26 protein-coding genes are annotated in these 26,190 nt (G+C 67.8%); 13 read left to right on the top strand and 13 right to left on the bottom strand.

Features of this window, described 5'->3' with window-relative positions:
- The first annotated feature begins 47 nt into the window (after positions 1–47).
- The 7 genes from SLW56_RS15230 to SLW56_RS15200 all read left to right on the top strand — a co-directional run bounded on the left by SLW56_RS15230 (position 48) and on the right by SLW56_RS15200 (position 5,689).
- Positions 48–1,250 carry an amino acid aminotransferase gene (locus SLW56_RS15230; protein WP_026144580.1) on the top strand — a complete coding sequence of 401 codons (1,203 nt, stop codon included), beginning with the start codon at positions 48–50 and terminating at the stop codon, positions 1,248–1,250.
- A gap of 171 nt (positions 1,251–1,421) precedes the next feature.
- Positions 1,422–2,438 (top strand): class 1 fructose-bisphosphatase, encoded by a 1,017-nt coding sequence (locus SLW56_RS15225; RefSeq protein WP_017910079.1) that lies wholly within the window; start codon positions 1,422–1,424, stop codon positions 2,436–2,438.
- A 256-nt stretch (positions 2,439–2,694) separates the two neighbouring features.
- A complete protein-coding gene (locus SLW56_RS15220; protein ID WP_267084872.1) occupies positions 2,695–3,018 on the top strand; it encodes a hypothetical protein in 324 nt (107 codons plus the stop codon).
- A gap of 81 nt (positions 3,019–3,099) precedes the next feature.
- Positions 3,100–3,612, top strand: a complete 513-nt coding sequence (locus tag SLW56_RS15215; RefSeq protein ID WP_267084871.1) for a hypothetical protein — start codon at positions 3,100–3,102, stop codon at positions 3,610–3,612.
- 194 nt (positions 3,613–3,806) lie between these two features.
- A complete protein-coding gene (locus SLW56_RS15210) occupies positions 3,807–4,079 on the top strand; it encodes a hypothetical protein (RefSeq protein WP_017910082.1) in 273 nt (90 codons plus the stop codon).
- A gap of 206 nt (positions 4,080–4,285) precedes the next feature.
- Positions 4,286–4,897 (top strand): NAD(P)H-dependent oxidoreductase, encoded by a 612-nt coding sequence (locus SLW56_RS15205; RefSeq protein ID WP_267098925.1) that lies wholly within the window; start codon positions 4,286–4,288, stop codon positions 4,895–4,897.
- Positions 4,898–4,981: 84 nt separating this feature from the next.
- A complete protein-coding gene (locus SLW56_RS15200; RefSeq protein WP_152181204.1) occupies positions 4,982–5,689 on the top strand; it encodes a 2OG-Fe(II) oxygenase in 708 nt (235 codons plus the stop codon).
- A 183-nt stretch (positions 5,690–5,872) separates the two neighbouring features.
- Here the strand turns inward: SLW56_RS15200 and SLW56_RS15195 are convergent, their stop codons facing one another.
- Positions 5,873–6,958, bottom strand: coding sequence for a PA0069 family radical SAM protein (locus SLW56_RS15195; RefSeq protein ID WP_267084870.1), 1,086 nt, complete (start codon positions 6,956–6,958; stop codon positions 5,873–5,875).
- 391 nt (positions 6,959–7,349) lie between these two features.
- Between SLW56_RS15195 and cls the strand changes: the two genes are divergently transcribed.
- The 3 genes from cls (at position 7,350) to SLW56_RS15180 (ending at position 9,946) form a co-directional block, all read left to right on the top strand.
- A complete protein-coding gene (cls, locus tag SLW56_RS15190) occupies positions 7,350–8,822 on the top strand; it encodes a cardiolipin synthase (RefSeq protein WP_320695079.1) in 1,473 nt (490 codons plus the stop codon).
- A gap of 90 nt (positions 8,823–8,912) precedes the next feature.
- A complete protein-coding gene (locus SLW56_RS15185) occupies positions 8,913–9,179 on the top strand; it encodes a hypothetical protein (RefSeq protein ID WP_010340662.1) in 267 nt (88 codons plus the stop codon).
- A 14-nt stretch (positions 9,180–9,193) separates the two neighbouring features.
- Positions 9,194–9,946 (top strand): pyridoxine 5'-phosphate synthase, encoded by a 753-nt coding sequence (locus tag SLW56_RS15180; RefSeq protein WP_320695078.1) that lies wholly within the window; start codon positions 9,194–9,196, stop codon positions 9,944–9,946.
- Positions 9,947–10,140: 194 nt separating this feature from the next.
- Here the strand turns inward: SLW56_RS15180 and SLW56_RS15175 are convergent, their stop codons facing one another.
- From SLW56_RS15175 to dnaA, 12 genes are all read right to left on the bottom strand, one after another.
- Positions 10,141–10,548: a biopolymer transporter ExbD gene (locus SLW56_RS15175; RefSeq protein WP_017911271.1), complete on the bottom strand. Its 408-nt coding sequence runs from the start codon at positions 10,546–10,548 to the stop codon at positions 10,141–10,143.
- Between the two features lie 325 nt (positions 10,549–10,873).
- On the bottom strand, positions 10,874–11,287 hold the full coding sequence (locus SLW56_RS15170) for a biopolymer transporter ExbD (RefSeq protein WP_010340665.1): 414 nt from the start codon (positions 11,285–11,287) through the stop codon (positions 10,874–10,876).
- Between the two features lie 3 nt (positions 11,288–11,290).
- The gene (locus tag SLW56_RS15165; protein ID WP_026144583.1) at positions 11,291–11,716 is read right to left on the bottom strand and encodes a biopolymer transporter ExbD; all 426 of its coding nucleotides are present in this window, start codon (positions 11,714–11,716) and stop codon (positions 11,291–11,293) included.
- Positions 11,717–11,756: 40 nt separating this feature from the next.
- Positions 11,757–12,521 carry a TonB-system energizer ExbB gene (gene exbB, locus SLW56_RS15160; protein WP_010340667.1) on the bottom strand — a complete coding sequence of 255 codons (765 nt, stop codon included), beginning with the start codon at positions 12,519–12,521 and terminating at the stop codon, positions 11,757–11,759.
- A 97-nt stretch (positions 12,522–12,618) separates the two neighbouring features.
- A complete protein-coding gene (locus SLW56_RS15155) occupies positions 12,619–13,293 on the bottom strand; it encodes an energy transducer TonB (RefSeq protein WP_242082628.1) in 675 nt (224 codons plus the stop codon).
- 152 nt (positions 13,294–13,445) lie between these two features.
- A complete protein-coding gene (locus SLW56_RS15150; protein ID WP_017907988.1) occupies positions 13,446–14,639 on the bottom strand; it encodes a tetratricopeptide repeat protein in 1,194 nt (397 codons plus the stop codon).
- Between the two features lie 159 nt (positions 14,640–14,798).
- The gene (locus SLW56_RS15145; RefSeq protein WP_026143554.1) at positions 14,799–15,605 is read right to left on the bottom strand and encodes a M48 family metallopeptidase; all 807 of its coding nucleotides are present in this window, start codon (positions 15,603–15,605) and stop codon (positions 14,799–14,801) included.
- 68 nt (positions 15,606–15,673) lie between these two features.
- Positions 15,674–16,519 carry a type II CAAX endopeptidase family protein gene (locus SLW56_RS15140; protein WP_267098919.1) on the bottom strand — a complete coding sequence of 282 codons (846 nt, stop codon included), beginning with the start codon at positions 16,517–16,519 and terminating at the stop codon, positions 15,674–15,676.
- Positions 16,520–16,597: 78 nt separating this feature from the next.
- A complete protein-coding gene (gyrB, locus tag SLW56_RS15135) occupies positions 16,598–19,060 on the bottom strand; it encodes a DNA topoisomerase (ATP-hydrolyzing) subunit B (protein WP_017915838.1) in 2,463 nt (820 codons plus the stop codon).
- Positions 19,061–19,172: 112 nt separating this feature from the next.
- Positions 19,173–20,273: a DNA replication/repair protein RecF gene (gene recF / locus SLW56_RS15130; RefSeq protein WP_320695077.1), complete on the bottom strand. Its 1,101-nt coding sequence runs from the start codon at positions 20,271–20,273 to the stop codon at positions 19,173–19,175.
- A 479-nt stretch (positions 20,274–20,752) separates the two neighbouring features.
- Positions 20,753–21,853 carry a DNA polymerase III subunit beta gene (gene dnaN / locus SLW56_RS15125; RefSeq protein WP_017911750.1) on the bottom strand — a complete coding sequence of 367 codons (1,101 nt, stop codon included), beginning with the start codon at positions 21,851–21,853 and terminating at the stop codon, positions 20,753–20,755.
- A 274-nt stretch (positions 21,854–22,127) separates the two neighbouring features.
- Positions 22,128–23,468, bottom strand: a complete 1,341-nt coding sequence (gene dnaA, locus SLW56_RS15120) for a chromosomal replication initiator protein DnaA (protein ID WP_026144198.1) — start codon at positions 23,466–23,468, stop codon at positions 22,128–22,130.
- Positions 23,469–23,729: 261 nt separating this feature from the next.
- Here dnaA and rpmH point away from each other — a divergent pair, with 261 nt between their 5' ends.
- Genes rpmH through yidC form a run of 3 tightly spaced genes read left to right on the top strand, consistent with a single transcriptional unit; the run spans position 23,730 to position 26,095 of the window.
- Positions 23,730–23,870, top strand: coding sequence for a 50S ribosomal protein L34 (rpmH, locus tag SLW56_RS15115; protein WP_003469983.1), 141 nt, complete (start codon positions 23,730–23,732; stop codon positions 23,868–23,870).
- Between the two features lie 38 nt (positions 23,871–23,908).
- Positions 23,909–24,346, top strand: coding sequence for a ribonuclease P protein component (gene rnpA, locus SLW56_RS15110; RefSeq protein ID WP_081616388.1), 438 nt, complete (start codon positions 23,909–23,911; stop codon positions 24,344–24,346).
- A gap of 18 nt (positions 24,347–24,364) precedes the next feature.
- Positions 24,365–26,095: a membrane protein insertase YidC gene (gene yidC, locus SLW56_RS15105; RefSeq protein WP_017907980.1), complete on the top strand. Its 1,731-nt coding sequence runs from the start codon at positions 24,365–24,367 to the stop codon at positions 26,093–26,095.
- Positions 26,096–26,190 lie beyond the last annotated feature (95 nt).

The raw sequence follows: 26,190 nt of genomic DNA, 5'->3' as shown, positions 1-26,190 counted from the left end.
GCTCCGGTCCTTCCGGCCCCCACCTCCGCCACCGAACGAGTACCGCCGTGTCCTTCTTTGCAAACGTGGAACAGGTCCCAGGCGACCCGATCCTGGGCCTGACCGAGGCCTACAACGCCGATTCCCGCCCGACCAAGGTCAACCTGGGCGTGGGCATCTACTACGACGAAAACGGCCGCATCCCGCTGCTGCGCGCGGTGCAGCAGATCGAACAGCAATTGGCGCAGGACGCCAGGCCGCGCGGCTACCTGCCGATCGACGGCCTGCCGGCCTACGACCTGGCCACGCAGAAGCTGCTGTTCGGCGCCGAGTCGCCGCTGCTGGCCGCCGGCCGCGTCGCCACCTCGCAGACCATCGGCGGCAGCGGTGCGCTGCGGGTGGGCGCGGACCTGCTGAAGAAGCTGCTGTCCACCTCCACCATCGCCATCAGCAACCCGAGCTGGGAGAACCACCGCGCCGTGTTCGGTGCCGCCGGCTTCGACGTGGTCGAGTACACCTATTTCGATCCGGCCAGCCACGGCCTGAACTTCGACGGCATGCTCGCCGACCTGCGCCAGCTCGCCCCCGGCAGCGTGGTGCTGCTGCACGCGTGCTGCCACAACCCGACCGGCGCCGACCTGAGCCAGGCGCAGTGGCGCACCGTGGCCGAGCTGCTGAAGGAACGCAACCTGTTCCCGTTCGTGGACATCGCCTACCAGGGCTTCGACAAGGGCATCGACGCCGACGCCTACGCGGTGCGCCTGCTGGCCGAGGTCGGCATCGACAACTACGTGGTCGCCAGTTCCTACTCCAAGTCGTTCTCGCTGTACGGCGAGCGCGTCGGCGCGCTGTCGGTGGTCTCGGCGAATGCTGCCGAGAGCAAGGCGGTGCAGTCGCAGGTCAAGCGCATCATCCGCACCATCTACTCCAGCCCGTCCACGCACGGCGCCGCGCTGGTCGCCGGGGTGCTCAACAGCCCCGAACTGCGCGCGATGTGGGAGCAGGAACTGACCGAGATGCGCGAGCGCATCCACGCCCTGCGCGCCGGCATGGTGCAGAAGCTGGCCGCCCTCGGCGCGCCGGAGTTCGGCTTCATCCAGCAGCAGGCCGGCATGTTCTCCTACTCGGGCCTGAGCAAGGCGCAGGTGGACCGGCTGCGCGAGGAGTTCGGCATCTACGCGGTCGGCACCGGCCGCATCTGCGTGGCCGCGCTGAGCCAGAAGAACCTGGACTACGTGACCCAGGCCGTGGCGACCGTACACAAGGGCTGAGTCCCCGCGGTCCCGCGCCGAGCCGGAAGCGCCTGCGCTTCCGGCTTTTTTGTGCCTGCATGGGGGCCGTGTCGGCCCGCGCCGGCATGGTCGCGGAACACCGTTGATCGAAATCTGCGGCGCAACCCGCGACAATGGCGGTCCCCCTTCTCACGCAAGGCCGTCCTGCCCATGTCGCGAACGTCGCTGACCCGCTTCCTGATCGAAGAACAGCATGCCGGGCGTATCGGCCCGGAGCTGCGCCAGCTCATCACGATCGTGTCCCGCGCCTGCAAGCGCATCTCCATCGCGGTCAGCAAGGGCGCCCTCGGCGGCGTGCTCGGCGATGCCGGCACCGGCAACGTGCAGGGCGAAGCGCAGAAGAAGCTGGACGTGCTCAGCAACGACATCCTGCTCGAAGCCAACGCCTGGGGCGGCCACCTCGCCGCCTGCGCCTCAGAAGAAATGGACCACTGCCAGCCGGTGCCCGACAAGTACCCCAGCGGCGATTTCCTGCTGCTGTTCGATCCGCTGGACGGCAGCTCCAACATCGACGTCAACGTCTCGGTCGGCACCATCTTCTCGGTGCTGCGCGCGCCCCCAGGCACCGACAAGCCCGGCGACGAGCACTTCCTGCAGCCGGGCACCGCGCAGGTCGCCGCCGGCTACTGCATCTACGGCCCCAGCACGATGCTGGTGCTGACCCTGGGCCACGGCACCCACGCCTTCACCCTGGAGCGCGAGGAGGGCAGCTTCCTGCTGACCCAGGCCGACATGCGCATCCCCGAGGACACCGCCGAGTTCGCGATCAACATGTCCAACCAGCGCCATTGGGAAGCGCCGATGCAGCAGTACGTGGCCGACTTGCTGGCCGGCAGCGAAGGCGTGCGCGGCAAGAACTTCAACATGCGCTGGATCGCCAGCATGGTCGCCGACGTGCACCGCATCCTCACCCGCGGCGGCATCTTCATCTATCCCTGGGACAAGAAAGACCCGGGCAAGGCCGGCAAGCTGCGGCTGATGTACGAAGCCAACCCGATGGGCATGCTGGTGGAGCAGGCCGGCGGCGCCGCCAGCACCGGCCGCGCACGCATCCTCGGCCTGCAACCGGAACAGCTGCACCAGCGCGTGCCGGTGTTCCTGGGCTCGAAGAACGAAGTGGCCGAGGCGGTGCGGTATCACCTGGAGCACGACAGCCACCACGGCTGAGCGTGGTGGCGCGGCAGCCGCGCGTCCGGGGACCCTGGACGATGGCGGCTGTCTCCAGCGCTGTCGTATCCTCGGTGCAGCATCGCCGGAATGGTCGCGGTGGGTGCAAGGGGAGGCCGCTACAGGCGGCACATTGCGATTGGGGGGCGAGATCGTCCTGTAGCGGCGCAGTCGCTTCGGGGCGGTCTTGGCTCGACGATGTGCGCTCACTGCCGCAACGCCGATAGCGGTAGAAAACTCAAACAGGGGAAATGCAATGAAGCGTGTCATCGGGCTATTGCTGCTGCTCGCCTCGGGTGTGGCCTGTGCCGACACCACGCAGCAGGGGAAGATCACCCGCGTCGTGGTCGAATCCAACTACGCTTCGGTCTGGCTGGAGAACCAGCCGACCAACAACGAGTGCGCGTCCGATGGACGCTGGGTGATCGATTTTTCCGCGGACGCCATCGCCAAGGAAAAGTATTCGGCCATTCTCTCCGCCGCCACGTCCAGGACTCAGGTCGTGCTGCAGTACACGACCAGCGAGGGCTGTGGCGGTTTCGGCGCGAAGAAGATCCACTACGTCGATCTGCTGTACTGATCCCCGACGCTTGCCGCGCCCCTGGCCGGGCGCGCGGCGATGCGGCAGGATGCGCCGATCGAGACGAACAGGGAGGTTCCGATGCGCTGGTGCCTGATGCTGGTGGCGATGATGTCGAGCGGAACGCTGTCGGCCGCCGAACCCTTTCGCATGCAGAACCTCATGCTGCTGCAGCCGGAATCGGTGATGCGCGATCGCGCCGAGAGCGTCGAAGACCTGGCGGCATATGTGAAAGCGCTGAATGCCACGGCGTCGCGCGAACTGGCGCGGGTCGCCACACCCCGACCGGCCGCCGGCTTCGTGGCCGTGGCGGTCCGCCCTGGCGGCCGGTCCCGGATCTGGCTGGATGTGACACCGGCACTGCCCGATCCGGTGGCGAACACGCTGGTCTCCGCTCTGGAGCGGGTACCGCCATTCCAGGCCAAGGGCGGTGTGGTGGTGTTCGCGCTCAACGTCACGCTGTGGGACGCGCCGCCGACCGGGCGCCAAGGTCCTTCGCCAGCGGCCTGGCAGCGTGCTGCGGAAGGCGAACAGTCGCCGATCGAAATCGGCGACCTGGTCGATCGGGTCTGGCCAGCGAGTGCGGCGCACTGAGGCGCGGGAGCGGCGCTCGTCATGACGCACGACCGTGCGTCCGCTGCGACACCGCTCCTTTGCGCCGCTGGCGACGTGCCGGCGGTTGCCTGACGCCCTGGCTGCGGTAGGGTAGCGGCGTCCGGCGCCAGCAGAGCGCGTTGATCGCCGGCGGTCGTCGCGTGCACCTGGTCGTCCCGGGCGGGAGGAACCCCATGAACCAGACCCTCGTCGTGTTGTTCTTCTTCGCCACCGCACCGGTCGCGCTGATGCCCACGGTCATCGCGCTGTTCACCCGCCACCGCTGGCGGCGGCGGATCGTGCTGGTCAACCTGGCGCTGTGGACGCTGCTGTTCTTCGCCGCCCGCAGCTTCACCCTGTACAACTCCAGCCGCTTCGAGCTGCCGACCCTGCTGGCGCTGGCGGTGTGGCTGGCGCTGTTGGGCATCGCGATCCGCGGCACGCCCGGGTCATCCAAGCGCTCCTAGCCACCGACAGCGCCCGCACGCCTGGTCGGTGCGCGATGGGGCGATCGCGGCGGCGGACCGCTATCGCCCAGGCCGATCTCAAGGCCACGCGGACCGCGCTCGCTGCGTGTTTGCGGTGCCGCAGCGCTCACGACCCTTGCACGCCATCGCGACGTCAGGCCCATCGCGCCCGATCCACAGTGAGGTTTTACTGACGGAGTCGGACCATGTCCCTGCGCGCCTTCGGCCTGAACTGCTCGCTCAAGCGCGGCACTGCGCCCTCGTCCACCCAGCGCCTGCTGGATCAGATCCTGCAGGCACTGGCCGCGCACGGCGTGCAGGACGATTCGGCGCGTGTGGCCGACTTCGACGTGCGCCCCGGCGTACGTGCCGACGAAGGCGACGGCGATGCCTGGCCGCAGCTGCGCCAGCGCGTGCTGGATGCAGACATCTTCGTGCTGGCCACACCGATCTGGGTCGGCCATCCGTCGAGCCTGGCGCAGCGCGTCCTGGAGCGCATGGATGCGTTTCTCGGCGAAATCGGCGACGACGGCGTGTATCCGACCTTCAACCGCGTGGCCATGGTCGCGGTGGTGGGCAACGAGGATGGCGCGCACAAGGTCAGCGCCGATCTCTACCAGGGGCTGACCGACTTCGGTTTCAGCGTCGCCGCCGGCAGCCCGCCGTACTGGGTCGGCGAGGCGATGGGCAGCACCGACTACCAGGATCTGAAACAGACGCCGAAGGTGCTGGCCGACACCATCAAGACCGCCGCCAGCAACGCCGCGCACCTGGCGCGCCTGCTCAAGGCCAATCCGTACCCACCGCCGCTGGCCTGAGCGTTCCGCCGCGTCGGAGCGCCAGTGGCACGGAGCCGCTGCGCTGCGGCTGCAACCCTGCGAAATCGCTGGTAAGGTCGCGCGATGTCCGACCTGCATCCCGATTTCATCGAAGTGTTCGATGGCGCCATGTCCCGCGAGGACTGCGCCGCCATCCTGCGCCGCCTGCGCGGCAGCACCCAGTTGCGGCCCGGCGAGATCGGCAGCGGCGTGTTCCCCGAGCTCAAGCGCAGCCGCGACCTGCGCATCAGCGGCCTGGAGCCATGGCGCGACGTGGAACAGCGGCTGCAGCAGGCAGTGTTCGGCGGGCTGCTCGGCTACCTGCGCAAGTACCCGCAGACCCTGATCTCGCCGCTGATGCTGCAGGTGCCCGGCGCCGACGGCCAGCCGCACCGGCTCGGCGCCGACGATTTCGCCCTGCTAGACGACGCTGCGCTGTCCAACCTGGCGCGCACCTGCCTGCGCCCGGGCGCGATCAACCTGCAGTGGTACGAAGCGGGCGAGGGCGGCTACCCGTACTGGCACTGCGAACTGTACCCGCGCGATCCGAGTGCCGAGACCCTGCACCGGCACCTGCTGTGGACCCTTTACCTCAACGACGATTTCGACGAGGGCGAGACCGAGTTCCTGTTCCAGCAGCGCAAGATCGTCCCGCGCGCCGGCAGCCTGCTGATCGCCCCGACCGCCTTCACCCACACCCACCGCGGCAACCGCCCGCAGCGCGGCGACAAGTTCATCGCGACGAGCTGGATCCTGTTCCAGTCGGCCCAGGCGCTTTACGGCAGGGAATAGGGAATGGGGAATGGCGATTCGTCAAAAGCAGGGATTCGGGAGTGGGGATTGGGGATTCGTAAAAGCTGCTTTCTTGGTGGCTGAATTGCAGTGGCTGCGTCGGGCCGCCGCGACGCGCCGCTCTTGCTAATCCCCAATCCCGAATTCCGAATCCCTGCCCCATTACGAATCCCCAATCCCCGCTCAAAACAACACACCCTGCGGCGACGGCGGGCGCGGCGGCAACGGTTTGACGAAGTGGCTGCAGTCCAGGCGGCGACGCGGGGACTCGGCATAACCCAGCCGCTTGTGCGCCAGCGCGAAGCGCCGTGCCAGCAGGTCGGCGTACACCCCTTCGCCGCGCATGCGCTTGCCGAAGGTGCTGTCGTAGTCCTTGCCGCCGCGCAACTGCTGCACCGTGCTCATCACGTGCGCGGCGCGGTCGGGATGGTGCGCCTGCAGCCAGTCGCGGAACAGCGGCGCCACCTCGTGCGGCAGGCGCAGCAGCACGTAGCCGGCGGACTCGGCGCCAGCCTCGCGGGCCGCCTCCAGCACCGCTTCGAGGGCGTGATCGTTGATCCACGGGATCACCGGCGCCACCATCACCCCGACCGGCACGCCGGCCTCATGCAAGCTACGCATCGCCCGCAGCCGCGCGTGCGGCGCCGAGGCGCGCGGCTCCAGCTTGGCCGACAGCCGCGGGTCCAGCGAGGTCACCGAGAAGTACACGCTGACCAGGTTGTCTCGGGCCAGCGGCGTCAGCAGGTCCAGGTCGCGCTCGACCAGCGCGTTCTTGGTGATCAGCGAAAACGGGTGGCGGGTCTCGGCGAAGACCTCGATCAGGCGCCGGGTCAGCTGTAGCTTGCGCTCGATCGGCTGGTAGGCGTCGGTGTTGATGCCCAGCGCGATCGGGCTGGGCACGTAGCCGGGCTTGGCCAGCTCGCGGCGCAACAGTTCCGGGGCATTGGTCTTGGCAAACAGCCGCGTCTCGAAGTCCAGCCCCGGCGACAGGTTCAGATAGGCGTGGCTGGGGCGGGCGAAGCAGTAGCTGCAGCCGTGCTCGCAGCCGCGGTACGGATTGACCGACTGCGCGAACCCCACATCCGGCGACTGGTTGCGGCTGATGATGCTGCGTGCGGTCTCCTCGCTCACCTGGGTGCGCAGGCGCGGGGTGGCGAATTCCTCGCTGTCGTCGGGATGCCAGCCGTCGTCCTCGGCCTGGCTGACGGTTCGTTCGAAGCGGCCCGGCAGATGGCTGCCGGCGCCGCGGCCCTTGATGGCGGTGCTCATCGGCATAGGCTACGCGCCGACCGTCTCGGCGGATGCGACGGCACCGACGGCGGCGCTGAATCTTTCAGGCCGGCACGTACCATTTGGTTGCTTCCCCGGCTTGCGCAGGCATCGAAGGCGATGCCAGCGCCGCAGATCGTGCTCCTCGGTGGCCGGCGCGTCGACGCCGGTTTTCGCCGAGCCCGCACGCCGTCGCGCGCGAACGCCACACGGCAGGCGTCATCCGGCTGCCGCGTGCGCGTGTCATACACCGTGCAGTGCGGTGCCGGTTCGCAGAACCATGTGCCGCCAGCGAGCCAGACGGCCGCTGCACGCGATCAGGCCACTCGCCACCATGCCCAGCCGACGCCGCTTTCGCCGCAACCTCCGCGCCACCCTCTAGAATCCGCCGATGCTCGTGATCGCAACTCTGCAGAACACCTGGGACCGGCTGACCGGCATCCCGCACATCGGCGCCTACCTCACCGCCGCCTACCTGCTGTACATCCTGTGGCTGAGCGGCTGGATCGTGCTGCAGAAACGCGAGCCGGCGGCGACGCTGAGCTGGGTGCTGTCGCTGGCCGCCTTGCCCTACCTGGGCTTCGTCATCTACTACCTGCTGGGCCCGCAGAAGGTGAAACGGCAGCGCCTGCGCCGCGGCCGCTCGCGCTCGGGCATGGAGCACTACAGCAGCGTGTGCCCACCCGACGCCGACTGCACCGAGCTGGCCAAGATCGCCCAGGCCACCACCGGCCTGGCGCCGAGTTCGGCTACGGCGGTGCAGTGGCTGGTCGACGGCGCGGCCACCTACGACGCGATCGTGCGCGACATCGGTGCCGCGCAGCACCACGTGCACCTGGAGTACTACATCTTCAATCCCGACCGCACCGGCACACGCATCCGCGACGCGCTGGTCGAGCGCGCTCGCGCCGGGGTGCGGGTGCGGCTGCTGCTGGATGCGGTCGGCTCCTCGCAGGTGCGCAAGCGCTTCCTGCGGCCACTGCTGGAGGCCGGCGCCGAGGTGGCCTGGTTCCATCCCACCCAGTTGCTGCGGCCGTTCAAGTTCAAGCGGCCCTGGGTCAACCTGCGCACCCACCGCAAGATCGTGGTGATCGACGGCCGCATCGCCTTCACCGGCGGCATCAACGTCACCGACGAGGAGAACGAGGCGCTGCGCGCCGATGCCTACCGCGACCTGCACCTGCGCTGCGAGGGCCACGTGGTCCGCAGCCTGCAGCTGGTGTTCGTGGAGGACTGGCTGTACGCCACCCGGCAGGGCCGCGATGCCTTCGACATGTCGCGGATCTGGCCCAACGACATGCCCAGCCGCGATGCCGGCAGCATCCAGGCACAGGTGCTGGTGTCGGGGCCGGATTCGTCGTGGGAAAGCATCCATCGCCTGCAGGTCGCGGCGATCCACGAGGCGCAGCGGCGGGTATGGCTGGTCACGCCGTATTTCGTGCCGGGCGAGGCCGCGCGCATGGCGCTGACCTCGGCGGCGCTGGGCGGGCTGGACGTGCGCCTGCTGGTGCCCAAGCGCAGCGATTCGCGGCTGGTGACATTGGCCGCGCGCTCTTACTTCGACGAACTGCTGCAGGCCGGCGTGCGGATCTACGAGTACGGCCCGCGCATGCTGCATACCAAGGCGCTGATCACCGACGAGGACCTGTGCCTGGTCGGCAGCGCCAACTTCGACAACCGCAGTTTCCGGCTCAATTTCGAGGTCGCCACGCTGTTCCGCGACCGTGGGCTGACCCGGCAGCTGGCCGAGCTGCTGGAAGGCGAGATGGCCGACGCGGTGCGCGTGCGCGACGACCGCAAGCGCTCGCTGTGGCGCTACCGGCTGCCGGAGGCGGTGGCGCGGCTGACCTCGCCGCTGCTGTAAGCGCGGCGCCCCGGCGCCGGGAGCGGCCCACGCCACGTGGAACCGGCACGCCCGGCGGCGCTACACTGCGCCATCCTTGGGGAGATCGTCATGTACTGGCTCTTTCTGCCGCTCGCACTGGGTGCTTTCGTTCTGGCGTTCACGACGCCGCACATGTGGTTGCTGGTGGTGAGCCTGCTGGCCGCGCTGGCCTTTCTGCTGGCCTGGGCACGCGGCTGGTATGTGGCCAAGATCGGCGATGCCAGCCAGCGCGATGCGATGCCGATGATCGACCCGGCCGAACTGCGCCGGCTGCGCGAGCAGGCCGAGGCGCGCCGCGCCGCGGCCGCCGCCAGCGACGACGCCGCGGCACCGTAAGCGGTTCGCCGACGATGACCAAGCTGAGCGTCAACGTCAACAAGATCGCGGTGCTGCGCAATTCGCGCGGCGGCGACCTGCCCAGCGTGCTCGACGCCGCGCGTGCCTGCCTGGACGCCGGCGCGCACGGCATCACCGTGCACCCGCGCCCGGACCGGCGCCACATCCATGCCGAGGACGTGCTGGCGCTGGCCGAACTGACCCGCGAGCGCGGCGTCGAATTCAACATCGAGGGCAACCCGTTCGCGCCGCCGCGTCCCGGCTATCCGGGACTGATCGCGCTGTGCGCGCAGACGCGTCCGGCGCAGGCCACCCTGGTGCCCGACGGCGACGGCCAACTCACCTCCGACCATGGCTTCGACTTCGGCCGCGACAGCGAGCGTCTGCGCCCGCTGATCGCCGAACTGAAAGCCCTGGGCTGTCGGGTCAGCCTGTTCGTCGATGCCGACAACCCCGACTTGGCGGTGGCGGCCGAACTGGGCGCCGACCGCATCGAGTTGTACACCGGTCCCTATGCCGCCGCGTGGGAGCAGGGCGACAGCGCCGCGGCCGCGCCGTTCGCTGCTGCCGCACGCCGCGCGCAGGCTGCCGGGCTCGGCGTCAACGCCGGCCACGATCTGGCCCAGGCCAACCTAGGCGCGTTCCTGGAGACGGTGCCGCAGGTGCTGGAAGTGTCGATCGGCCACGCGCTGATCGGCGAGGCGCTCTACGCCGGGCTCGACGCCACGGTGAAGGCGTATCTGGCGGCGCTGGCCGGCGCACGCTGAGCGAGGCCGGCAGCGCGGCCTGGCTCCCTGGAACTTGCCGGCGTCGCGGGCGCAGCGATCGCGGACAGCAAGGTTGTCGCGGTCGGCGCAATCCAATCATCCAGGGTCATTCACTGTCTCCTGCAAGCGGGACTCGTGGCTTCCCGCGCACGCGACGCCACCGGCAATGGTGGCGTCGCACCACAGACCGCCTGTTACTGCACGAAGCCGATGCGCTGGACGTCGGCGTTCTTGGCCGCCGCCAGCACCTTGGCCATGGCCTCGTAGTCGGCGTCCGGGCTGGCATCGATGCGCAGTTCGGGCGGATTGCCGGCCGCCTGCGCCATCGCTTCCTGCAGCCGGGGCTGCAGATCGCGCAAGGCCAGCGGCGCGGCATTCCAGAACAACTGGCCACTGGCGTCCAGGCGCAACTGGATCGGGTCCGGTGGCGGCAAGGGCCTGGAAAGTGCCGGCGTCCGCTGCGGCAGGTCCATGGCGATCGTCCGCGTCAGCATCGGCGCGGTGACGATGAAGATGATCAACAGCACCAGCATCACATCGACCAGCGGGGTGACATTGATCTCCGCCAGCGGTCCCCGATTCCCTGCAGCACTGAACGCCATGGCCAGCCTCCTGTGGGTGTTGTGGTGTCGCGCCACCTGCCTACACCCGCGGCGCGGCGCGGCGGGATGCGAGGGGCGGCGACAGGCGGGCAGGCTCGGGAGTGGTCCCGCATCGGACTGCTCAGGCCGGGAGGCGAGCAGGCGAGCGCGAAGCACGCCCGGCCAGGCGGACGACGCGACGCGCCACACGCAGGACCGCAGGCCGGCATCGTCGCAACGGGCAGGGCAGCCAACCGTGCACGCACAAAAAAACGCCACCGTTTCCGGTGGCGTTTGCAGTCGCGTCATGACTGAGGTGTTGCGGTGAAGCGAATTGCGGTGAAGCTTATTGCTGCACGAAGCCGATCTTCTTCATGTCCGAGTTCTTGGCGGCGGCCAGCACCTTGGCCATCACTTCGTACTCGGAATCCGGATTGGCATCGATGCGCAGTTCCGGCTGGTTGGTCGGATCGCGCTGGACTTCGTTTTCCATCATCTGCGGGAGCGCACTCACCGCCACCGGGCTGTTGTTCCAGAACACCTGGTTCGACGCATCGATCCGCAGATCGATCGGCGGCGGCGGATCGCGCAACTGCGGCGGCGGGTTGATGACCCGCTGCGGCAGATCCACGTCGATCGGGTACGTCATGATCGGCGCGGTCACGATGAAGATGATCAACAGCACCAGCATCACGTCGACCAGCGGCGTGACGTTGATGTCGGCCATGGGACCACGGCCGCCTCCTGAGCTGAACGCCATGGCTCAGTTCCCCTTCTCTTTGGTCGCAACGAAGCCGACGTCCAGCATGCCCTGACTCTGCGCGATCTTGGTGATCTCGTTGATCGTGCGCATCTTGGTGGTGCGGTCGCCACGCAGGTTGAGCGGCGGCTGCGGGGTCTGCTGTGCAGCGGTCGAGAAGCGCGACTCCAGGGCTTCCTTGGAAATCGGCTCATCGTTCCAGTACAGCGACCCATCCTCCTTGACCGCCAGGGTGATCGGATTCGGACGCTTGTCGTCCTTGTCCGGATCCTGCTTCAAGTTGGCTTGGGGCAGTTCCACCTTGACCTTGTGGGACATCAGCGGTGCCGTGATGATGAAGATGATCAGCAGCACCAGCATCACGTCCACGAGGGGCGTGACGTTGATGTCGGCCATGGGGCCGCCGCTGTTACCACTACTGAAAGCCATAACGGGCTCCGTTAACGTTGCGTGGACGACTTAGCCGGGATCAGCGAACGCGCGAACCGGTGGCGAAGAAGTCGTGCAGGTCGTGAGCGAAGGTGTCGAATTTGGCGATCACCGAGCTGTTGACCTTGCTGAAGAAGTTGAAGGCGAACACGGCCGGGATCGCGACGAACAGACCGATCGCGGTCATGATCAGCGCTTCACCGACCGGGCCGGCCACGGCGTCGATCGAGGCGGAGCCGGTGGCACCGATCTTGATCAGCGCGCCGTAGATGCCCCACACCGTACCCAGCAGACCGACGAACGGCGCGGTCGCACCGACGGTCGCCAGCAGGGTCATGCCCGACTGCAGCTTGGTGCTTTCGCGGGTTACGGCCTGACGCAGGGCGCGGTCGACGAACTCCGAACGGCTCAGGGTCTCGCCCAGGCCGGTGCCGGTGCCGGCTTCGGCGCGCTGGTGGTGCGCGGCGGCCTGCGCGGCGTCCAGGGCGATCTTCGAGAACGGCTCGGAGGCCGGCTGCTCTTCCATCGCACGGATGGCGTCCTGGGCGTTCGGGGTGTCCCAGAACAGGCTGGTGACGCGGTCGGCCTGGCTCTTCAGACGGGTGGCGCGGAAGATGTTGATGATCGTCCAGTACCAGGACGAGGCGGACATGATGATCAGGGTGATGAGCACCACCCAGGAGACGGCGAAGTCACCCGGCTTGGAGGTCATTTCGGTGATCAGGTGCTCGAAGCCCATCTGCGACAGGGCGTTCGATGCGTTGTTGCCCCCCGCAGCAGCGGCGATGAAAATTTCCTGCAGCATGACGCTTACCTTTGTTGTGTGTGGTGGTGATGAGGGTGGTGCAAAGAGTAGACAGGGTTTGCGGACCGGCGGTGCGCCGGTCCGCGCAACCTTTGTATCAGTTCAGCGCGAAGTTGACCGGGACGCGGACGCGGCCGGCGGTCTTCTGTCCATTGACGACAGCGGCATTGAACCGCCACTTGCGCGCTGCTTCCATGGCGGCGCGGTCCAGGTCGCGGTTGCGGCTGGATTTCTCGACGGCAACGTTCGTGACGTTACCACTGGCATCGACATCGATGATCAGGATCACCTCGCCCTGCGCGCCCGACCGGAATGCAGCCGGCGGGTACTTCGGCGGGTTCATGTTCTTCGACGAAATATCGACGCTAGCGCTGATGTCGGAGGGTGCGGCCGGAGGCGCGGGCGGCGACGGCGGGGTGGCCACATCGTTGGGGCGCGGCTCCGGCACGTCGATCACCGGGGCTTCCGGCGGCGGCGGCAGCGGGGTCGGCTTCGGCGGCGCGAGGTTCTTCACCGGCGGCGGCGGAGTTTCCGGCGGCTTCGGCGGCGGCGGCGGCGGCGGGGGAGGCGGCGGCGGTGCGTCCACCAGGGTGACCATGATGTTGCGTTCCTTCTCCGCCACCGCCTTGGGCGCAACGGCCGGAATCAGCAGCAACATCAGCGCCGCAAGATGCAGCGCGATTACGAAGGCAATACCGATGATGCGCGGCCAGCTGAGGCCGGAGGCGTCATCTTTGTCGTACTGCCGATGGATGACCAGTTGTTCCGTCATGCGCCAATGACTCAATTAAAGGGGGGCGGATTCCGCTGTGGAGCGGAACCCAAGTTCACGCGGCAATGACACCGCAGGAACCTCCAAGCTTATACCAATCCCTGTTACCTGCACTACTTTCAGCACTGGTCTTCGGGGGCTTTTTTTGCGTGCTACTTCAGGTTGATGATCTTCTTGGCGTCTTCCGGCTTTTTGACGCCCTTGGCCAGTGCCTGCTGCGCGGCCTGCTTGGCCTCGGCAACGCGGCCTTCCGAATGCAGCACCTTGGCCAGGTTGAGATAGGTTTCGCCGTCCTTGGACAGCGGCGCCGCCTTCTGCCAGTTCTCGATCGCCTGCGGCAGCTGGTCGGTGTAGTAGTACGACTGCGCCAACGCCAGGTAGGTCTGGTAGTCCGGCTTCAGAATGCCCTTCTGCATGCCTTCGTTGATGACTGCGATGACGTCCTTTTCGTGGCCGTCGGTGTTGGCGTAGATCGAGTACAGCTGCTTGTATTCCTTCTCGTCGGTCAGCTGACCGGCGGCACGCAGCTTGTCCATCACCGCCGCGGCCTTGTCCATCTGGTCGGCCTGCATGTACATGCTGGCCAGGTTGAGCTGGGCCTTCTTGTCGTTGGGCGACTTGGCGGCCAGCGCCTCGGCGGCCTTGACCGCTTCACCGGTCTGGCCGGCTTCGGCGTAGGACGCCATCAGCAGCTGATTCCAGCTGTCCTTCGGCTCCGGCGACGCGGCGATCGCCTGCTTCAGTGCCGGGATCGCTTCCTGGTAGCGCTGCGCCTGGTACAGCGCCTGGCCCTTGAGGATCAGGTCTTCCGGGCGGGTCGACTTGGTTTCGGCGAGGAACTTGTCGAGGGTAGCCAGGCCTTCGGCGGTCTGCTCGTCCTGCAGCTGCAGCTGCGCCAGCATCAGCATCGACTGGTAGTGGCCGTTGTTGTCCAGGCCGTTGAACTGGATCGCCTGCTTCAGGTACGCCTGCGCGGCCTTGCTGTCGTCGAGGTTGTAGGCGGCCTGCGCGGCCAGCTGCGCGGCCAGCGACTTGTCGTACTCGTTGGCGCCGCTGTTGGCCAGGATCTCATCGGCCTGGGCGCGCACCGCCGCGTAGTCCTCGCCCTTGTTGTAGGTGTCGATCAGCTTCTGCAGCTTGCTGCCGAGCTTGGACGACGGCTTGCCGGTCGGCTCCTTGCGCTCGGCATTGGGGAACAGCACCGCCGCCTTCTCGTTCTTCGCATTGCGCGAGGAGCGGTGGTCGGTGCGATCGCTCTGCGCAGCGGCATCGGTCACCACCGCGCCACCGAGGGCGGCGGCGATCACCAGGGACAACAACGCTTGCTTGCGAATGCGGAATTTCATGGGTCACCTCGGTGGAAACCGCCCGGAGCGGCACGGAAGACGGAGCGGCCATTCCTCGGCCGAGCCAGCAAACCTATCAGAAACCTGTACGCCGTGAAAACGTTTTTGGATGCGTTTTCTGTGACAGTGCCGGCGACGGACACAGGGACGACGGACGACTCAGCCGCACTTGGGCGTCCTGCCGGCGCTGCGCGCCTGCGCATACACCGGTTCCAGCGCGGCGACATCGCGCTGCAGTTCGCCGATGCGGGCACTGGGATCGGGGTGGGTGGACAGCCACTGCGGCGGACGTGCGCCGCCGGCGGCCATCATGTTCTTCCACAGATCCACCGCCTGCGCGGGGTCGAATCCGGCCTGCGCCATCAGGCGCTGGCCGACGACGTCGGCTTCGGTTTCCTGCTGGCGCGAACCGGGCAGCAGGAACAGGGTCTGCGCGGTCATGCCGCCGACCTGGCCGACGGTGTCGGCCGCGCCCTGACCGTAGCGGGCACCGGCCAACGCGCCAATCACGCTCAGGCCTGCCTGCGCACCGAGCTGGCGGGTAATGCGTTCTTCGTGATGACGCGAAATGACGTGGCCGATCTCGTGGCCGAGCACGGCGGCGAGCTGGTCCTGGTTCTTGGCCACGCTGAAGATGCCGCTGTTGACCCCGACCTTGCCGCCGGGCAGGGCGAACGCGTTGGGTTCCTTGTCGTTGAACAGCGCGGTTTCCCAGCCGGTGCCGCGCCATTGCTCGGGCAGCTGCGCGACCAGCGTGTTGACCACGCAGCGCACGTAGGCGTTGCGCTTGGGATCGGTGTCCAGCTGTTCCTTGGCCTTGGCTTCGGCGAACGCCTGCGCGCCCATCTGGTCGAGTTGTTGTTGCGAGATGCCGCCCACGACCTGGGTGCGCCCGGTTGGCGATGTCGTCGTCGCACACGCTGCCAGCAGCATCGCCAGCGATGCGCCAAGTACCACTTGCTTCATACGGTCCCCCCTCCTAACACGCGTCGCAGTGTGGGGGGCCGCGTCTTAACATTTCGTCAAACAAACCTTCAGGTTGCGCCAAACCAGTAGAGTCCGGCGACCGCGATGGCGTTGTTGAGCCCGTGCGCGGCGATCGGCGCCCATAGGGTGCCGGTGCGTTTGTACAGCCAGGCGAACGCGGCGCCCATGCCGCCGTAGACCAGCCACAGTTGCGCGGTGGCGGCCAGGCTGTTGCCGGTGGTCCCCGGTACTTCGTGCACCAGGGCAAAGGCGGCGCCGCTGAGCAGCATGCCCAACCGCGGCCGGCCTGCGTCCCACAGCCGCCCGAACAGCACGCGGCGGAACAGCAGTTCCTCGTAGGCCGGGGCGATCACGATCGCGAACACGCACAGGAACAGCGGCATCTGCGCCATCGCGTCCTGCATCAACGGCAGGTTGGTCGGCACCGGTTTGATGCCGATCTGCGCCGCCAGCGCGGAGATCGTCGCGCTGCCGACGAACACCCCGACCGCGACCAGCAGCACCCAGCCCCAGGTCGCGGGTGCGCGCGCCGCCAGCCACGAGGCGCGGCGCTCGGCGGCGCTGGCCGGACGCCGCAGGAAGTACAGCAGCAGCGCCGCGGAGAGCGTGCTGACCAGGGCGATCAGCAACTGCGCCAGCGCCCCCGGCTGGCCGACCTGCTGCGCGACCAGCGCGGCCAGGCGATCGGCAGGCACGCCCTGCGCCTTCAGCTCCATCGCCAGCTGGAAGCCGCGGATCACGCCCCAGACCAGGCCGCTCAGCACGCTCACCGCCAGCAGCACCACCGCCGCCAGCAGCACGTCGAGGAAGAAACCGAGGATCGGCCGGCGCGGGCGGGCCGGCGGCGCGGAAGGCAACGGCAGCGGGGTGGCGGGCAACGGCGGTGCGGTCATCGCGATCCTGTGCGGAAGCGGGCGGAAGGCACAGCGGGACGCCCGCCCCGGCGCACGCCAGGGTGGGGACCGCCAGGGTCAGATATCGAGGTTGGCGACCTTCAGCGCGTTTTCTTCGATGAAGTCGCGGCGCGGTTCGACCACGTCGCCCATCAGCGTGCTGAAGATCTGGTCGGCGGCGACCGCGTCCTCGATGCGCACCTGCAGCAGGCGACGCGTGTCCGGGTTCACCGTGGTCTCCCACAGCTGCTCGGCGTTCATTTCGCCCAGGCCCTTGAAGCGCTGGATCTGGCGGCCCTTCTTGGCCTCCTCGAACAGCCAGGCGTAGGCCTGGGCGAAGCTGGTGATGGCCTGGGTCTTGTTGCCGCGCACGATCTGCGCGCCCTCGCGCACCAGCCCATGCAACTCCCGCGCGATCTCACGCAGCGGCCGCAGCTCGCCGCTCTCGAACACCGCCATCGGCACCACATAGGTGGTCTCCTCGCCCATGTGCCGGCGCTCCACCAGCAGGGTGGCCGGGCGCTGCGCGTTGGACGCCTGGAAACGCAGGCTGTAGCGCGCCGAGCCCAGGCTGCCGCGGTTGAGCACCGCCTGCAGCGCGTCCAGGCTCGGATGCGTCTCGCCCTCGCTCTCGAGCTGGGCCACGTCCAGCGGCGGCAGGTCGATCAGCGCGCTCAGCAGCGCCGGGTCGTAGCGGTGCGCATTGCGCGCCACCGCCTCGTTGGCGCTGGCGAACAGCAGCAGCAGCTTCTCCAGCGCCGCACCGGTGATCGGTGGCTCGTTGCTGGCCGGAACCAGCGCCGCGCCTTCGACCGCGCTGCTGGCCAGGTAGGCGTTGAGCGCGTTGTCGTCCTTCAGGTACAGCTCCTGCTTGCCCTGCTTGAGCCGGTACAGCGGCGGCAGGCCGATGTAGACGTAGCCGCGCTCGATCAACTCCGGCATCTGCCGGTAGAAGAAGGTCAGCAGCAGGGTACGGATGTGCGCGCCGTCGACGTCGGCGTCGGTCATGATGATGATGCGGTGGTAGCGCAGCTTGTCCGGGTTGTACTCGTCGCGGCCGATGCCGGTGCCCAGCGCGGTGATCAGCGTGCCGACCTGGTCGGAGGACAGCATGCGGTCGAAGCGCGCGCGCTCGACGTTGAGGATCTTGCCGCGCAGCGGCAGCACTGCCTGGTTCTTGCGATTACGGCCTTGCTTGGCCGAGCCGCCTGCCGAGTCGCCCTCGACGATGAACAGCTCCGACAGCGCCGGATCCTTTTCCTGGCAATCGGCCAGCTTGCCGGGCAGGCCGGCGATGTCCAGCGCACCCTTGCGACGGGTGAGGTCTCTTGCCTTGCGCGCGGCCTCGCGGGCGCGGGCGGCATCGACGATCTTGCCGGCGATGGCCTTGGCCTCGTTGGGGTTCTCCTGCAGGAACTCCTCCAGGCGCGCGCCGAAGGCGTTCTCCACCGCCGGGCGCACGTCGGAGCTGACCAGCTTCTCCTTGGTCTGGCTGGAGAAGCTGGGATCCGGCACCTTCACCGACAGCACCGCAATCATGCCTTCGCGCATGTCGTCGCCGGTCAGGTTGATCTTGGCCTGCTTGGCGATGCCGTTCTGCTCGATGTAGGTATTGAGCACGCGGGTCAGCGCGCCGCGGAAGCCGGCCAGGTGGGTGCCGCCGTCCTTCTGCGGGATGTTGTTGGTGAAGCAGTACATCGTCTCCTGGTAGGAGTCGGTCCACTGCAGCGCCACGTCCACGGTGATGCCGTTGTGCTCGCCGGTGACAGAGATCACGTTCGGGTGCAGCGGGGTCTTCAGCTGCGCGAGGTGCTCGACGAAGCTGCGGATGCCGCCCTCGTAGTGGAAGTCGTCGCGGCGCCCCTCGCCGCGCTCGTCGGCGAGCACGATCTTGACCCCGGAATTGAGGAAGGACAGCTCGCGCAGGCGCCGGGCCAGGATGTCGTAGTGGAACTCCACGTTGTTGTGGAAGGCCACCACCGACGGCCAGAAGCGTACGGTGGTACCGCGCTGGGTGGTCTCGCCGAGCTTGACCAGCGGCGCGACGGCCGCGCCGTTGCTGAATTCCTGCTGGTAGTGCGAGCCGCCCTGGAACACGTCCAGCAGCAGCTTCTCCGACAGCGCGTTGACCACGCTGACGCCCACGCCGTGCAGGCCGCCGGACACCTTGTAGCTGTTGTCGTCGAACTTGCCGCCGGCGTGCAGGACGGTCATCACCACTTCGGCGGCGGAGACCTCACGGCCGAGCTTGGCGCTCATCTGCGCGTGCTTGCCGACCGGGATGCCGCGGCCATTGTCCGACACCGAGACCGAACCATCGGCGTGGATCGTCACCGCGACGTGGTCGGCATGCCCGGCCAGGGCTTCGTCGATGGAGTTGTCGACGACCTCGAACACCATGTGATGCAGACCGGTGCCGTCATGGACGTCGCCGATGTACATGCCGGGCCGCTTGCGGACCGCCTCCAGGCCTTCCAGGGCGGTGATGCTGTTGGCGTCGTAGTTGCCGTTGCTGGGCGGGGTGTTCTGTTCGTCGGTCATGCGGGTGCCGTAGGCTCCACGAGGCGGCGAAGACAGGCCGGGGCCGGTTCGCGCCGCTGGATAGGGGATTGGCGGAAATTATAGCAGCCCGGGCCGCCGGACCCGCGGCGGCCTAGGAAACGGCCAGGATCTGGCCATGTTCCACGTGGAACCGGGCGATCTGCAGGCTGGCGTCGGCCAGCGCCTGCGGCGTCTCGGTGGCAGTGACGAAGACCTGCGCCGGCCCGGCACATAGGCGCTGCAGCACCCGGGCCTGGTGGTGGCGGTCCAGCTCCGAGCCCAGATCGTCCAGGGCGATCACCGGCCATTCGCCGCGCTGCTCGGCGTAGTCCTCGGCCTGCGCCAGCAGGCAGGCCAGGGCGGTGAGCTTGGCCTGGCCGCGGGAGAGCGCATCACGGCCGGGAATCTCGGCAAAACTGAGGCTCCAGTCGGCCCGGTGCGGACCGGCAGAGGTATAGCCGAGCTGACGGTCGCGTTCCCGGTTGAGCAGTAGCGCGTCGGCCAGCGACACCTCCTGGCGGCGCCAGCCGGGCGCGAACTGCAGATGTGAGATACCCAGCGCTGGCGCCAGATCCGGGGCGAGGGCGAGCAGACGCTGAAGCAGGCGGTCCAGGTAGTCCTGGCGGCGCGAGGTCAACGGCTCACCAGACTCGGCGAGCTCGTGATCCCAGGCATCCAGCGCCGCGCCGCTGCCGCCGCTCTTGAGCAACGCATTGCGCTGCTTGAGCGCGCGGGCGTAGCGCCGCCACAGGGACAGGAAGTCAGGTTCCACGTGGAACAAACCCCAGTCGACGAAGCGGCGGCGGGGCTCGCCGCCGCCGCTGACCAGCAGGTGGCTGCCCGGCTCGAAGGTCACCACCGCCAGCGCCGCACACAGGGTGCCGAGGTGGGCAACGTCCTGGCCGTCGAGGCGGCCACGCCATTCCTGGCCGCTGTGGCGCAGTCCGGCGCGGCGCCGGCGTGTAGTGCCGACCTCAGCCGACTGCTCCTGCCATTCGACGAAGACGTCCAGCGCGTCCTGGCCCTGGCTGACCAGTCCATCGCGCACGCGTCCGCGGAAGCTGCGGCCATACGCCATCAGGTGCATCGCCTCGAGCACCGTGGTCTTGCCGGCGCCGTTGTCGCCGGTGATCAGGTTCAGTCCAGGCGCGGGCGCCAGCTCGAGCGCCGCGAACCGGCGCAGGTGGTGGAAGTCGAGGCGGGAGACGTGCATGCGGGGATAGAGGCGAAGGCGCTCGCACCGGGCGCACGCAGATCGGGGCTTGGGGTAGGGCGGCAGCATACCCAAAACGGCTGGTGGGCGCTGTCAGGACGGCCGCGCTCGGGAAACTGGCAGCGCTGCGTGCCAGCAACCTCCGCATCATTGGGAGGACGGACTCCCGCGGGACGGTGGAGGCGTGGGTAAGAGGGTCGGCCAGGCGATCACAGGCACGTTGTCTTGCCGCACGGTCTCCTGGCGCTTCGATAATGGTGTGATCCCGCCGAGGTGCCGGAGCCCGTCTCTTTGCAGACACAGTCACGGCCGATGCGTTTTGGCCGGGTAATGCAAGGGTGCAAGCTGCGCGGGCCTCCCATGGCAACGGATCCCTCTCAGTGCGGGAGCGTTGATCTTGGAGCCCAACAAAAAGAAAACCCGGCACGAAGGCCGGGTCGCTTTCGCATGTGTTCCACGTGGAACACGAACGGGAACCGTCAGAGACGCAGCGGCATCACCACATGACGGGAGCGGGCGCTGCTGGCTTCCCGGACCAGCGCCGAGGAGTTGGCGTCGCGCAGCTGGATCACCACGAACTCCTCGCGCAGCGCGGACAGGGCGTCGAGCAGGTAGTTCACGTTGAAGCCGATCGCCAGGTCGCTGACCTTGGTGTCCGCTTCCACTTCTTCCTGCGCTTCTTCCTGTTCCGGGTTATGCGCGCTGATCTTCAGCTGGCCCGGCGAGACTTCCACGCGCACGCCGCGGTACTTTTCGTTGGACAGGATCGCCGCACGCTGCAGCGCTGCGCGCAGGATCTCGCGATCCAGCTTGACCTCGCGGTCGGCACCGATCGGGATCACCGCTTCGTAATCGGGGAAGCGGCCGTCGATCAGCTTGGAGGTGAAGGTGACATCGTCGCGCTTGACCCGCACGTGCGCACGACCGACTTCCAGCTCGACTTCGCGCTCGCCGCCTTCCAGCAGGCGCTGCAGCTCGGTCACGCCCTTGCGCGGCACGATGATCTGGCGCTTGGCGCCGCCGGCGTTCTCCAGCTCGGTCTCGCACAGCGCCAGGCGATGGCCGTCGGTGGCCACGCAGCGCAGGGTCTGGTCGCGCAGGTCGAACAGCAGGCCGTTGAGGTAATAACGCACGTCCTGCTGCGCCATTGCGAACGCGGTGCGCTCGATCAGTTCCTTCAATGCCGCTTCCGGAACGACCACGCGCTCGGTGGCTTCCACTTCGTCGACCGAGGGGAAGTCGTTGGCCGGTAGCGTGGCCAGGGTGAAGCGGCTACGCCCGGCCTGTACGGTGATCTTGTCGCCGGACTGCGAGACGGTGACCTTGCTGCCGTCGGGCAGGGCCCGCACGATCTCGAACAGCTTGCGCGCCGGGATCGTGGTTTCGCCGTCCTGGGCATCGTCGACCGCAATGCGCGAGACCATTTCCACTTCCAGATCGGTACCGGTCAGCGACAGCTGGCCACCCTGCACCTGCACCAGGAAGTTGGCCAGAACCGGCAAGGTCTGGCGGCGTTCGACCACATTGACGACTTGCGCCAATGGCTTGAGGAAGGCTTCGCGCTGCAGTGTGAAACGCATGTGGTTCCGTGCCCCTATGCTTTAAAAGATGTGGAATAAATCAAAAGCTTGGTGGTGATGGTAGAGCGAAATTCGGTGCAAATGTAGCTCAAACCACTGAAAACAAAAGATTTTTAGCGCCCTCAATCCCGTGTACTACTGTCCCGGAACTGGTGGGGAAACCTGTGGATAGTTTTGCCGTCGCCGCCGCGTCGCGCTTTATCCACAGTTTCTCCCGGATTTGTCGCGAAGTCATGCACCGATTTATCCGGCGTCCGCCACCCGGGCCGCCGCACTACTCGCTGAGCTTGCGGATCAGCTTGTCCCAGTCTTCGCGGAGCTTGCCGTCGGTTTCCATCAGGTGCTTGATCTGCCGGCAGGCGTGCAACACGGTGGTGTGGTCGCGCCCGGCGAACGCATCGCCGATCTCCGGCAGGCTGTGTTCGGTCAGTTCCTTGGTCAGCGCCATCGCCACCTGCCGCGGCCGCGCCAGCGAACGCGTGCGCCGCTTGGACAGCAGGTCCTTGATCTGCAGGCCGTAGTAGTCGGCCACGGTCTTCTGGATGTTGGGGATGCCGATCGCCTGCTGCTGCGCGCGGAGCAGGTCGCGCAGGGTTTCCTGGGCGAACTCGGTGGTGATCGCGCGGCCGGTGAAGTTGGCGCGTGCCGCCAGCGTGTTGAGCGCGCCTTCCAGGTCGCGCACGTTCGAGCGCATCTTCTTGGCGATCAGGAACGCCACGTCGTCGGGGATCTCCGCGCCGCGCTCGCGCGCCTTGGCCAGCACGATCGCCGCGCGGGTCTCGAAATCGGGTGGATCGATCGCCACCGACAGGCCCCAGGCCAGGCGCGACTTCAGCCGCGGCTCCAGGCCCTCGACCTCGCGCGGGTAGCGGTCGCAGGTCAGGATGATCTGCTGGCGGCCGTCGAACAGCGCGTTGAAGGTGTGGAAGAACTCTTCCTGGGTGCGGTCCTTGCCGGCGAAGAACTGGATATCGTCGATCAGCAGCGCGTCCACCTGCTGGAACTGGCGCTTGAACTGGTCCATGGTCTTGTCCTGCAGCGCACGGATCATCGCGCTGAAGAACTGTTCCGAGCGCAGGTACATCACCCGCGCGTTCGGATTCTGCTCGCGCATGGCGTTGCCGGCGGCGAACATCAGGTGGGTCTTGCCCAGGCCGGTGCCGCCGTACAGCAGCAGTGGGTTGTGCGCGCGGTCGCCGGGCTTCTGCGCGGCCTGCACCGCCGCGGCCAGGCCGAGCTGGTTGCTGCGGCCTTCGACGAAGTTGGCGAAGGTGTAGTGCGAATCGAGGTTGCCGGCGAACGGCTCCAGCAACGGCGGCGCCGGCGTGCGTGCGGCCGCGGTCTCGCTGGGCGGGGCGGCCGCCGGTTCCGGCGCGCGCGGACGCGAGCCGACCTGCAGCAGCACCTCGCCGCTGCCGGCGAAATAGGTCAGCAGTTCGCGGATGCGCGGCAGGTAGCGCTCGCGCACCTGCTCGACGATGAAGGCGTTCGGGGCGTACAGCACCATGCTGTTGTCATGGCGCTGTTCGGCTTGCAGCGGTTTCAACCAAGTGTGAACGTCCTCGGCTGGAAATTCGGCTTCCAGACGTTCCAGGCAACGGGGCCAAGCATCCATCAGATCTAAATTCGTCGATAGACCGGGCATGAAGGGCGCGCTCGGGCGCGGCGCATTCGGCCGGTGGGAGAGGAAAGCGGATGGATCAGACTACCACCGGCGCGCAGGGTCGGGAATGGTTTTCCCACGGCTATTCACAGATCCATCCACAGGCCGGGCGCGGCCGTGCTCCGTTCCGGTCGTCACAGGGAGTTGACCGCGGCGTAAGGGGTCCTATAGAATTTCCGGTTCTTTCCGCCCCATTCAGATCAGAGCGCCCCGATGGCCACCAAGCGCACCTTCCAGCCCAGCAACCTCAAGCGCAAGCGCGACCACGGCTTCCGTGCCCGTATGGCCACCGCCGACGGCCGCAAGATCCTGGCCCGTCGCCGCGCCAAGGGCCGCAAGCGCCTGAGCGCTTGATTGCTTCGCCGCCCCAGGCGGCGCCTGCAATCCGGACCGTGAATCATCCCGACCCGCGTAGGCGATTTCCTCGCTCTGCGCGGGTTCGCACGTCTGCGGAATACCGCGTCGTGTTCGATGCCGCGCGCCGCTGTTCCGAGCCGCTGATGAGCCTGCACTGGCGCAGTGCGCCGCACCCGGCGCGGCTGGGTCTGGCGGTGTCGCGCAAGGTCGACAAGCGCGCGGTCGTGCGCAATCGCATCAAGCGCGTGCTGCGCGAGGCCACGCGGCAGTTGTTGCCGTGGCTGAAGCCCGGCGACTACGTGGTGGTGGCGCGCAGCGCCGCCGCCCAGGCCAGCGGCGAGCAGCTGCGCCAGGCCTATCTGCGCCTGCTGCGTCGCGCCGGCGCATTGCCGGCCCCGGCCGCGGACGGCACAATGCCGCCGCCCGATCGTCCTTCTTCCCCCACATCCACGTCAGAACCTGCTTCTGGCTGAGCCGAGCTTGCCTGTCCGATGAACCAGACCCGCCTTTTCCTGATTTTCGCCTGGCTGATGGTCGCGGCGCTGTTGTGGATGGAGTGGAACAAGGAACACGCGCCGAACGCCACCGCGGCGACGGTCGCGGCAGCGACCACGGTGCCGCCGGCGCAGGACGCCGATGCCGGCGCCACGCATGCGCCGGCCGTTCCGCAGGCCACGGTGCCCGGCACCGCGCCGGCCAGCACCACGCCCGAGACCGCCGCGGCCAGCGCCGCGCCGCGGGTCACCGTCACCACCGACGTGCTGCGCCTGACCCTGGACGGCCGCAGCGTGTTCGACGCCGATCTGTTGCTGTTCCCGCAGACCAAGCAGCCGGGCAGCCCGCCGGTGCAGCTGCTGACCGAGGACGCGGCGCATCCGTACACCGCCACCAGCGGCTGGGTCGGCGAGCACAACTCGCCGTCGCCGGGCCCGGGCGGCTTCCGCCCCGAACACCCGGGCCAGGAGTACGTGCTGGCCAAGGGCCAGGACAGCCTGCAGGTGCCGTTCGTGTGGAATGGCCCGGACGGCGTGACCATCCGTCGTGTGTACACCCTGCAGCGCGGCCATTACGCCGTGCAGGTGCGCGACGAGGTCGTCAACCACGGCAGCAAGCCGTGGCAGGGCTACGTGTTCCGCAAGCTGAGCCGGGTGCCGACCATCGTCAGCCGCGGCATGACCAACCCGGATTCCTTCAGCTTCAACGGCGCCACCTGGTTCAGCCCGGCCGACGGCTACCAGCGTCGTGCGTTCAAGGACTACCTGGAAGACGGCCCGCTCAACCAGACCATCTCCGGCGGCTGGATCGCGCTGCTGCAGCACCACTTCTTCACCGGCTGGATTCCGCAGGCCGACCAGCAGGCGCTGTACGTGCTGTCCAACGACGGCCCGCGGCATGTGATCGAAGCGCGCGGCCCGGGCTTCACCGTGGCGCCGGGCGCCAGCGCCAGCACCGAGGCGCGGCTGTGGGTCGGCCCGAAGCTGGTCAGCCAGATCGCCAAGGAGAACGTGCGCGGCCTCGACCGCGTGGTCGACTACAGCCGCTTCTCGCTGATGGCGCTGCTCGGCCAGGGCCTGTTCTGGATCCTCAGCCACCTGCACAGCCTGCTCGGCAACTGGGGCTGGTCGATCGTCGGCCTGGTGGTGCTGCTGAAGTTGATGCTGTATCCGCTGTCGGCCGCGCAGTACAAGAGCATGGCCAAGATGCGCAAGTTCCAGCCGCGCATCCAGCAGCTCAAGGAGCGCTACGGCGACGACAAGCAGAAGTTCCAGACGGCGATGATGGAGCTGTACAAGAAGGAGAAGATCAACCCGATGGGCGGCTGCCTGCCGGTGCTGATCCAGATGCCAATCTTCTTCGCCCTGTACTGGGTGCTGGTGGAGTCGGTGGAACTGCGCCAGGCGCCGTGGTTCGCCTGGATCCAGGACCTGACCGCGCGCGATCCCTATTTCATCCTGCCGGTGATCAACGTGGCGGTGATGTGGCTGACGCAGAAGCTGACGCCGTCGCCGGGCATGGATCCGGTGCAGGCCAAGATGATGCAGTTCATGCCGCTGGTGTTCGGCGTGATGATGGCCTTCGTGCCGTCCGGTCTGGTGCTGTACTGGGTCACCAACGGTTCGCTGGGTCTGCTGCAGCAGTGGTGGATGACCAAGCGCCACGGCGAACCGGCCACTGCCGGTGGTGGCGGCAGCGGCAAGCCGCCGGCCAAGGCCAAGAAGTAAACACGACAACGCCCGCCCTCCGGCGGGCGTTGCGCATGCGGCCGGGGAAGGCGCCGGCGTCTGCGCTGTTCCCGTAGCGCCTTGCTCGCGAGTCC

Origin of the sequence: Xanthomonas sp. LF07-6, assembly GCF_034105445.1 — a bacterium.
In the GTDB taxonomy this organism is placed as follows: Bacteria; Pseudomonadota; Gammaproteobacteria; order Xanthomonadales; family Xanthomonadaceae; genus Xanthomonas_A; species Xanthomonas_A sontii.
The sequence above is the reverse complement of the archived record's forward strand: the minus strand, read 5'-3'. Positions and strand labels throughout refer to the sequence as shown.

Coding starts and splice junctions, on each gene's coding strand:
- SLW56_RS15225 (WP_017910079.1), top strand. CDS start 1,422: ATGTCGCGAACGTCGCTGACCCGCTTCCTGATCGAAGAACAGCATGCC.
- SLW56_RS15220 (WP_267084872.1), top strand. CDS start 2,695: ATGAAGCGTGTCATCGGGCTATTGCTGCTGCTCGCCTCGGGTGTGGCC.
- SLW56_RS15215 (WP_267084871.1), top strand. CDS start 3,100: ATGCGCTGGTGCCTGATGCTGGTGGCGATGATGTCGAGCGGAACGCTG.
- SLW56_RS15210 (WP_017910082.1), top strand. CDS start 3,807: ATGAACCAGACCCTCGTCGTGTTGTTCTTCTTCGCCACCGCACCGGTC.
- SLW56_RS15205 (WP_267098925.1), top strand. CDS start 4,286: ATGTCCCTGCGCGCCTTCGGCCTGAACTGCTCGCTCAAGCGCGGCACT.
- SLW56_RS15200 (WP_152181204.1), top strand. CDS start 4,982: ATGTCCGACCTGCATCCCGATTTCATCGAAGTGTTCGATGGCGCCATG.
- SLW56_RS15195 (WP_267084870.1), bottom strand. CDS start 6,958: ATGAGCACCGCCATCAAGGGCCGCGGCGCCGGCAGCCATCTGCCGGGC.
- cls (WP_320695079.1), top strand. CDS start 7,350: ATGCTCGTGATCGCAACTCTGCAGAACACCTGGGACCGGCTGACCGGC.
- SLW56_RS15185 (WP_010340662.1), top strand. CDS start 8,913: ATGTACTGGCTCTTTCTGCCGCTCGCACTGGGTGCTTTCGTTCTGGCG.
- SLW56_RS15180 (WP_320695078.1), top strand. CDS start 9,194: ATGACCAAGCTGAGCGTCAACGTCAACAAGATCGCGGTGCTGCGCAAT.
- SLW56_RS15175 (WP_017911271.1), bottom strand. CDS start 10,548: ATGGCGTTCAGTGCTGCAGGGAATCGGGGACCGCTGGCGGAGATCAAT.
- SLW56_RS15170 (WP_010340665.1), bottom strand. CDS start 11,287: ATGGCGTTCAGCTCAGGAGGCGGCCGTGGTCCCATGGCCGACATCAAC.
- SLW56_RS15165 (WP_026144583.1), bottom strand. CDS start 11,716: ATGGCTTTCAGTAGTGGTAACAGCGGCGGCCCCATGGCCGACATCAAC.
- exbB (WP_010340667.1), bottom strand. CDS start 12,521: ATGCTGCAGGAAATTTTCATCGCCGCTGCTGCGGGGGGCAACAACGCA.
- SLW56_RS15155 (WP_242082628.1), bottom strand. CDS start 13,293: ATGACGGAACAACTGGTCATCCATCGGCAGTACGACAAAGATGACGCC.
- SLW56_RS15150 (WP_017907988.1), bottom strand. CDS start 14,639: ATGAAATTCCGCATTCGCAAGCAAGCGTTGTTGTCCCTGGTGATCGCC.
- SLW56_RS15145 (WP_026143554.1), bottom strand. CDS start 15,605: ATGAAGCAAGTGGTACTTGGCGCATCGCTGGCGATGCTGCTGGCAGCG.
- SLW56_RS15140 (WP_267098919.1), bottom strand. CDS start 16,519: ATGACCGCACCGCCGTTGCCCGCCACCCCGCTGCCGTTGCCTTCCGCG.
- gyrB (WP_017915838.1), bottom strand. CDS start 19,060: ATGACCGACGAACAGAACACCCCGCCCAGCAACGGCAACTACGACGCC.
- recF (WP_320695077.1), bottom strand. CDS start 20,273: ATGCACGTCTCCCGCCTCGACTTCCACCACCTGCGCCGGTTCGCGGCG.
- dnaN (WP_017911750.1), bottom strand. CDS start 21,853: ATGCGTTTCACACTGCAGCGCGAAGCCTTCCTCAAGCCATTGGCGCAA.
- dnaA (WP_026144198.1), bottom strand. CDS start 23,468: ATGGATGCTTGGCCCCGTTGCCTGGAACGTCTGGAAGCCGAATTTCCA.
- rpmH (WP_003469983.1), top strand. CDS start 23,730: ATGGCCACCAAGCGCACCTTCCAGCCCAGCAACCTCAAGCGCAAGCGC.
- yidC (WP_017907980.1), top strand. CDS start 24,365: ATGAACCAGACCCGCCTTTTCCTGATTTTCGCCTGGCTGATGGTCGCG.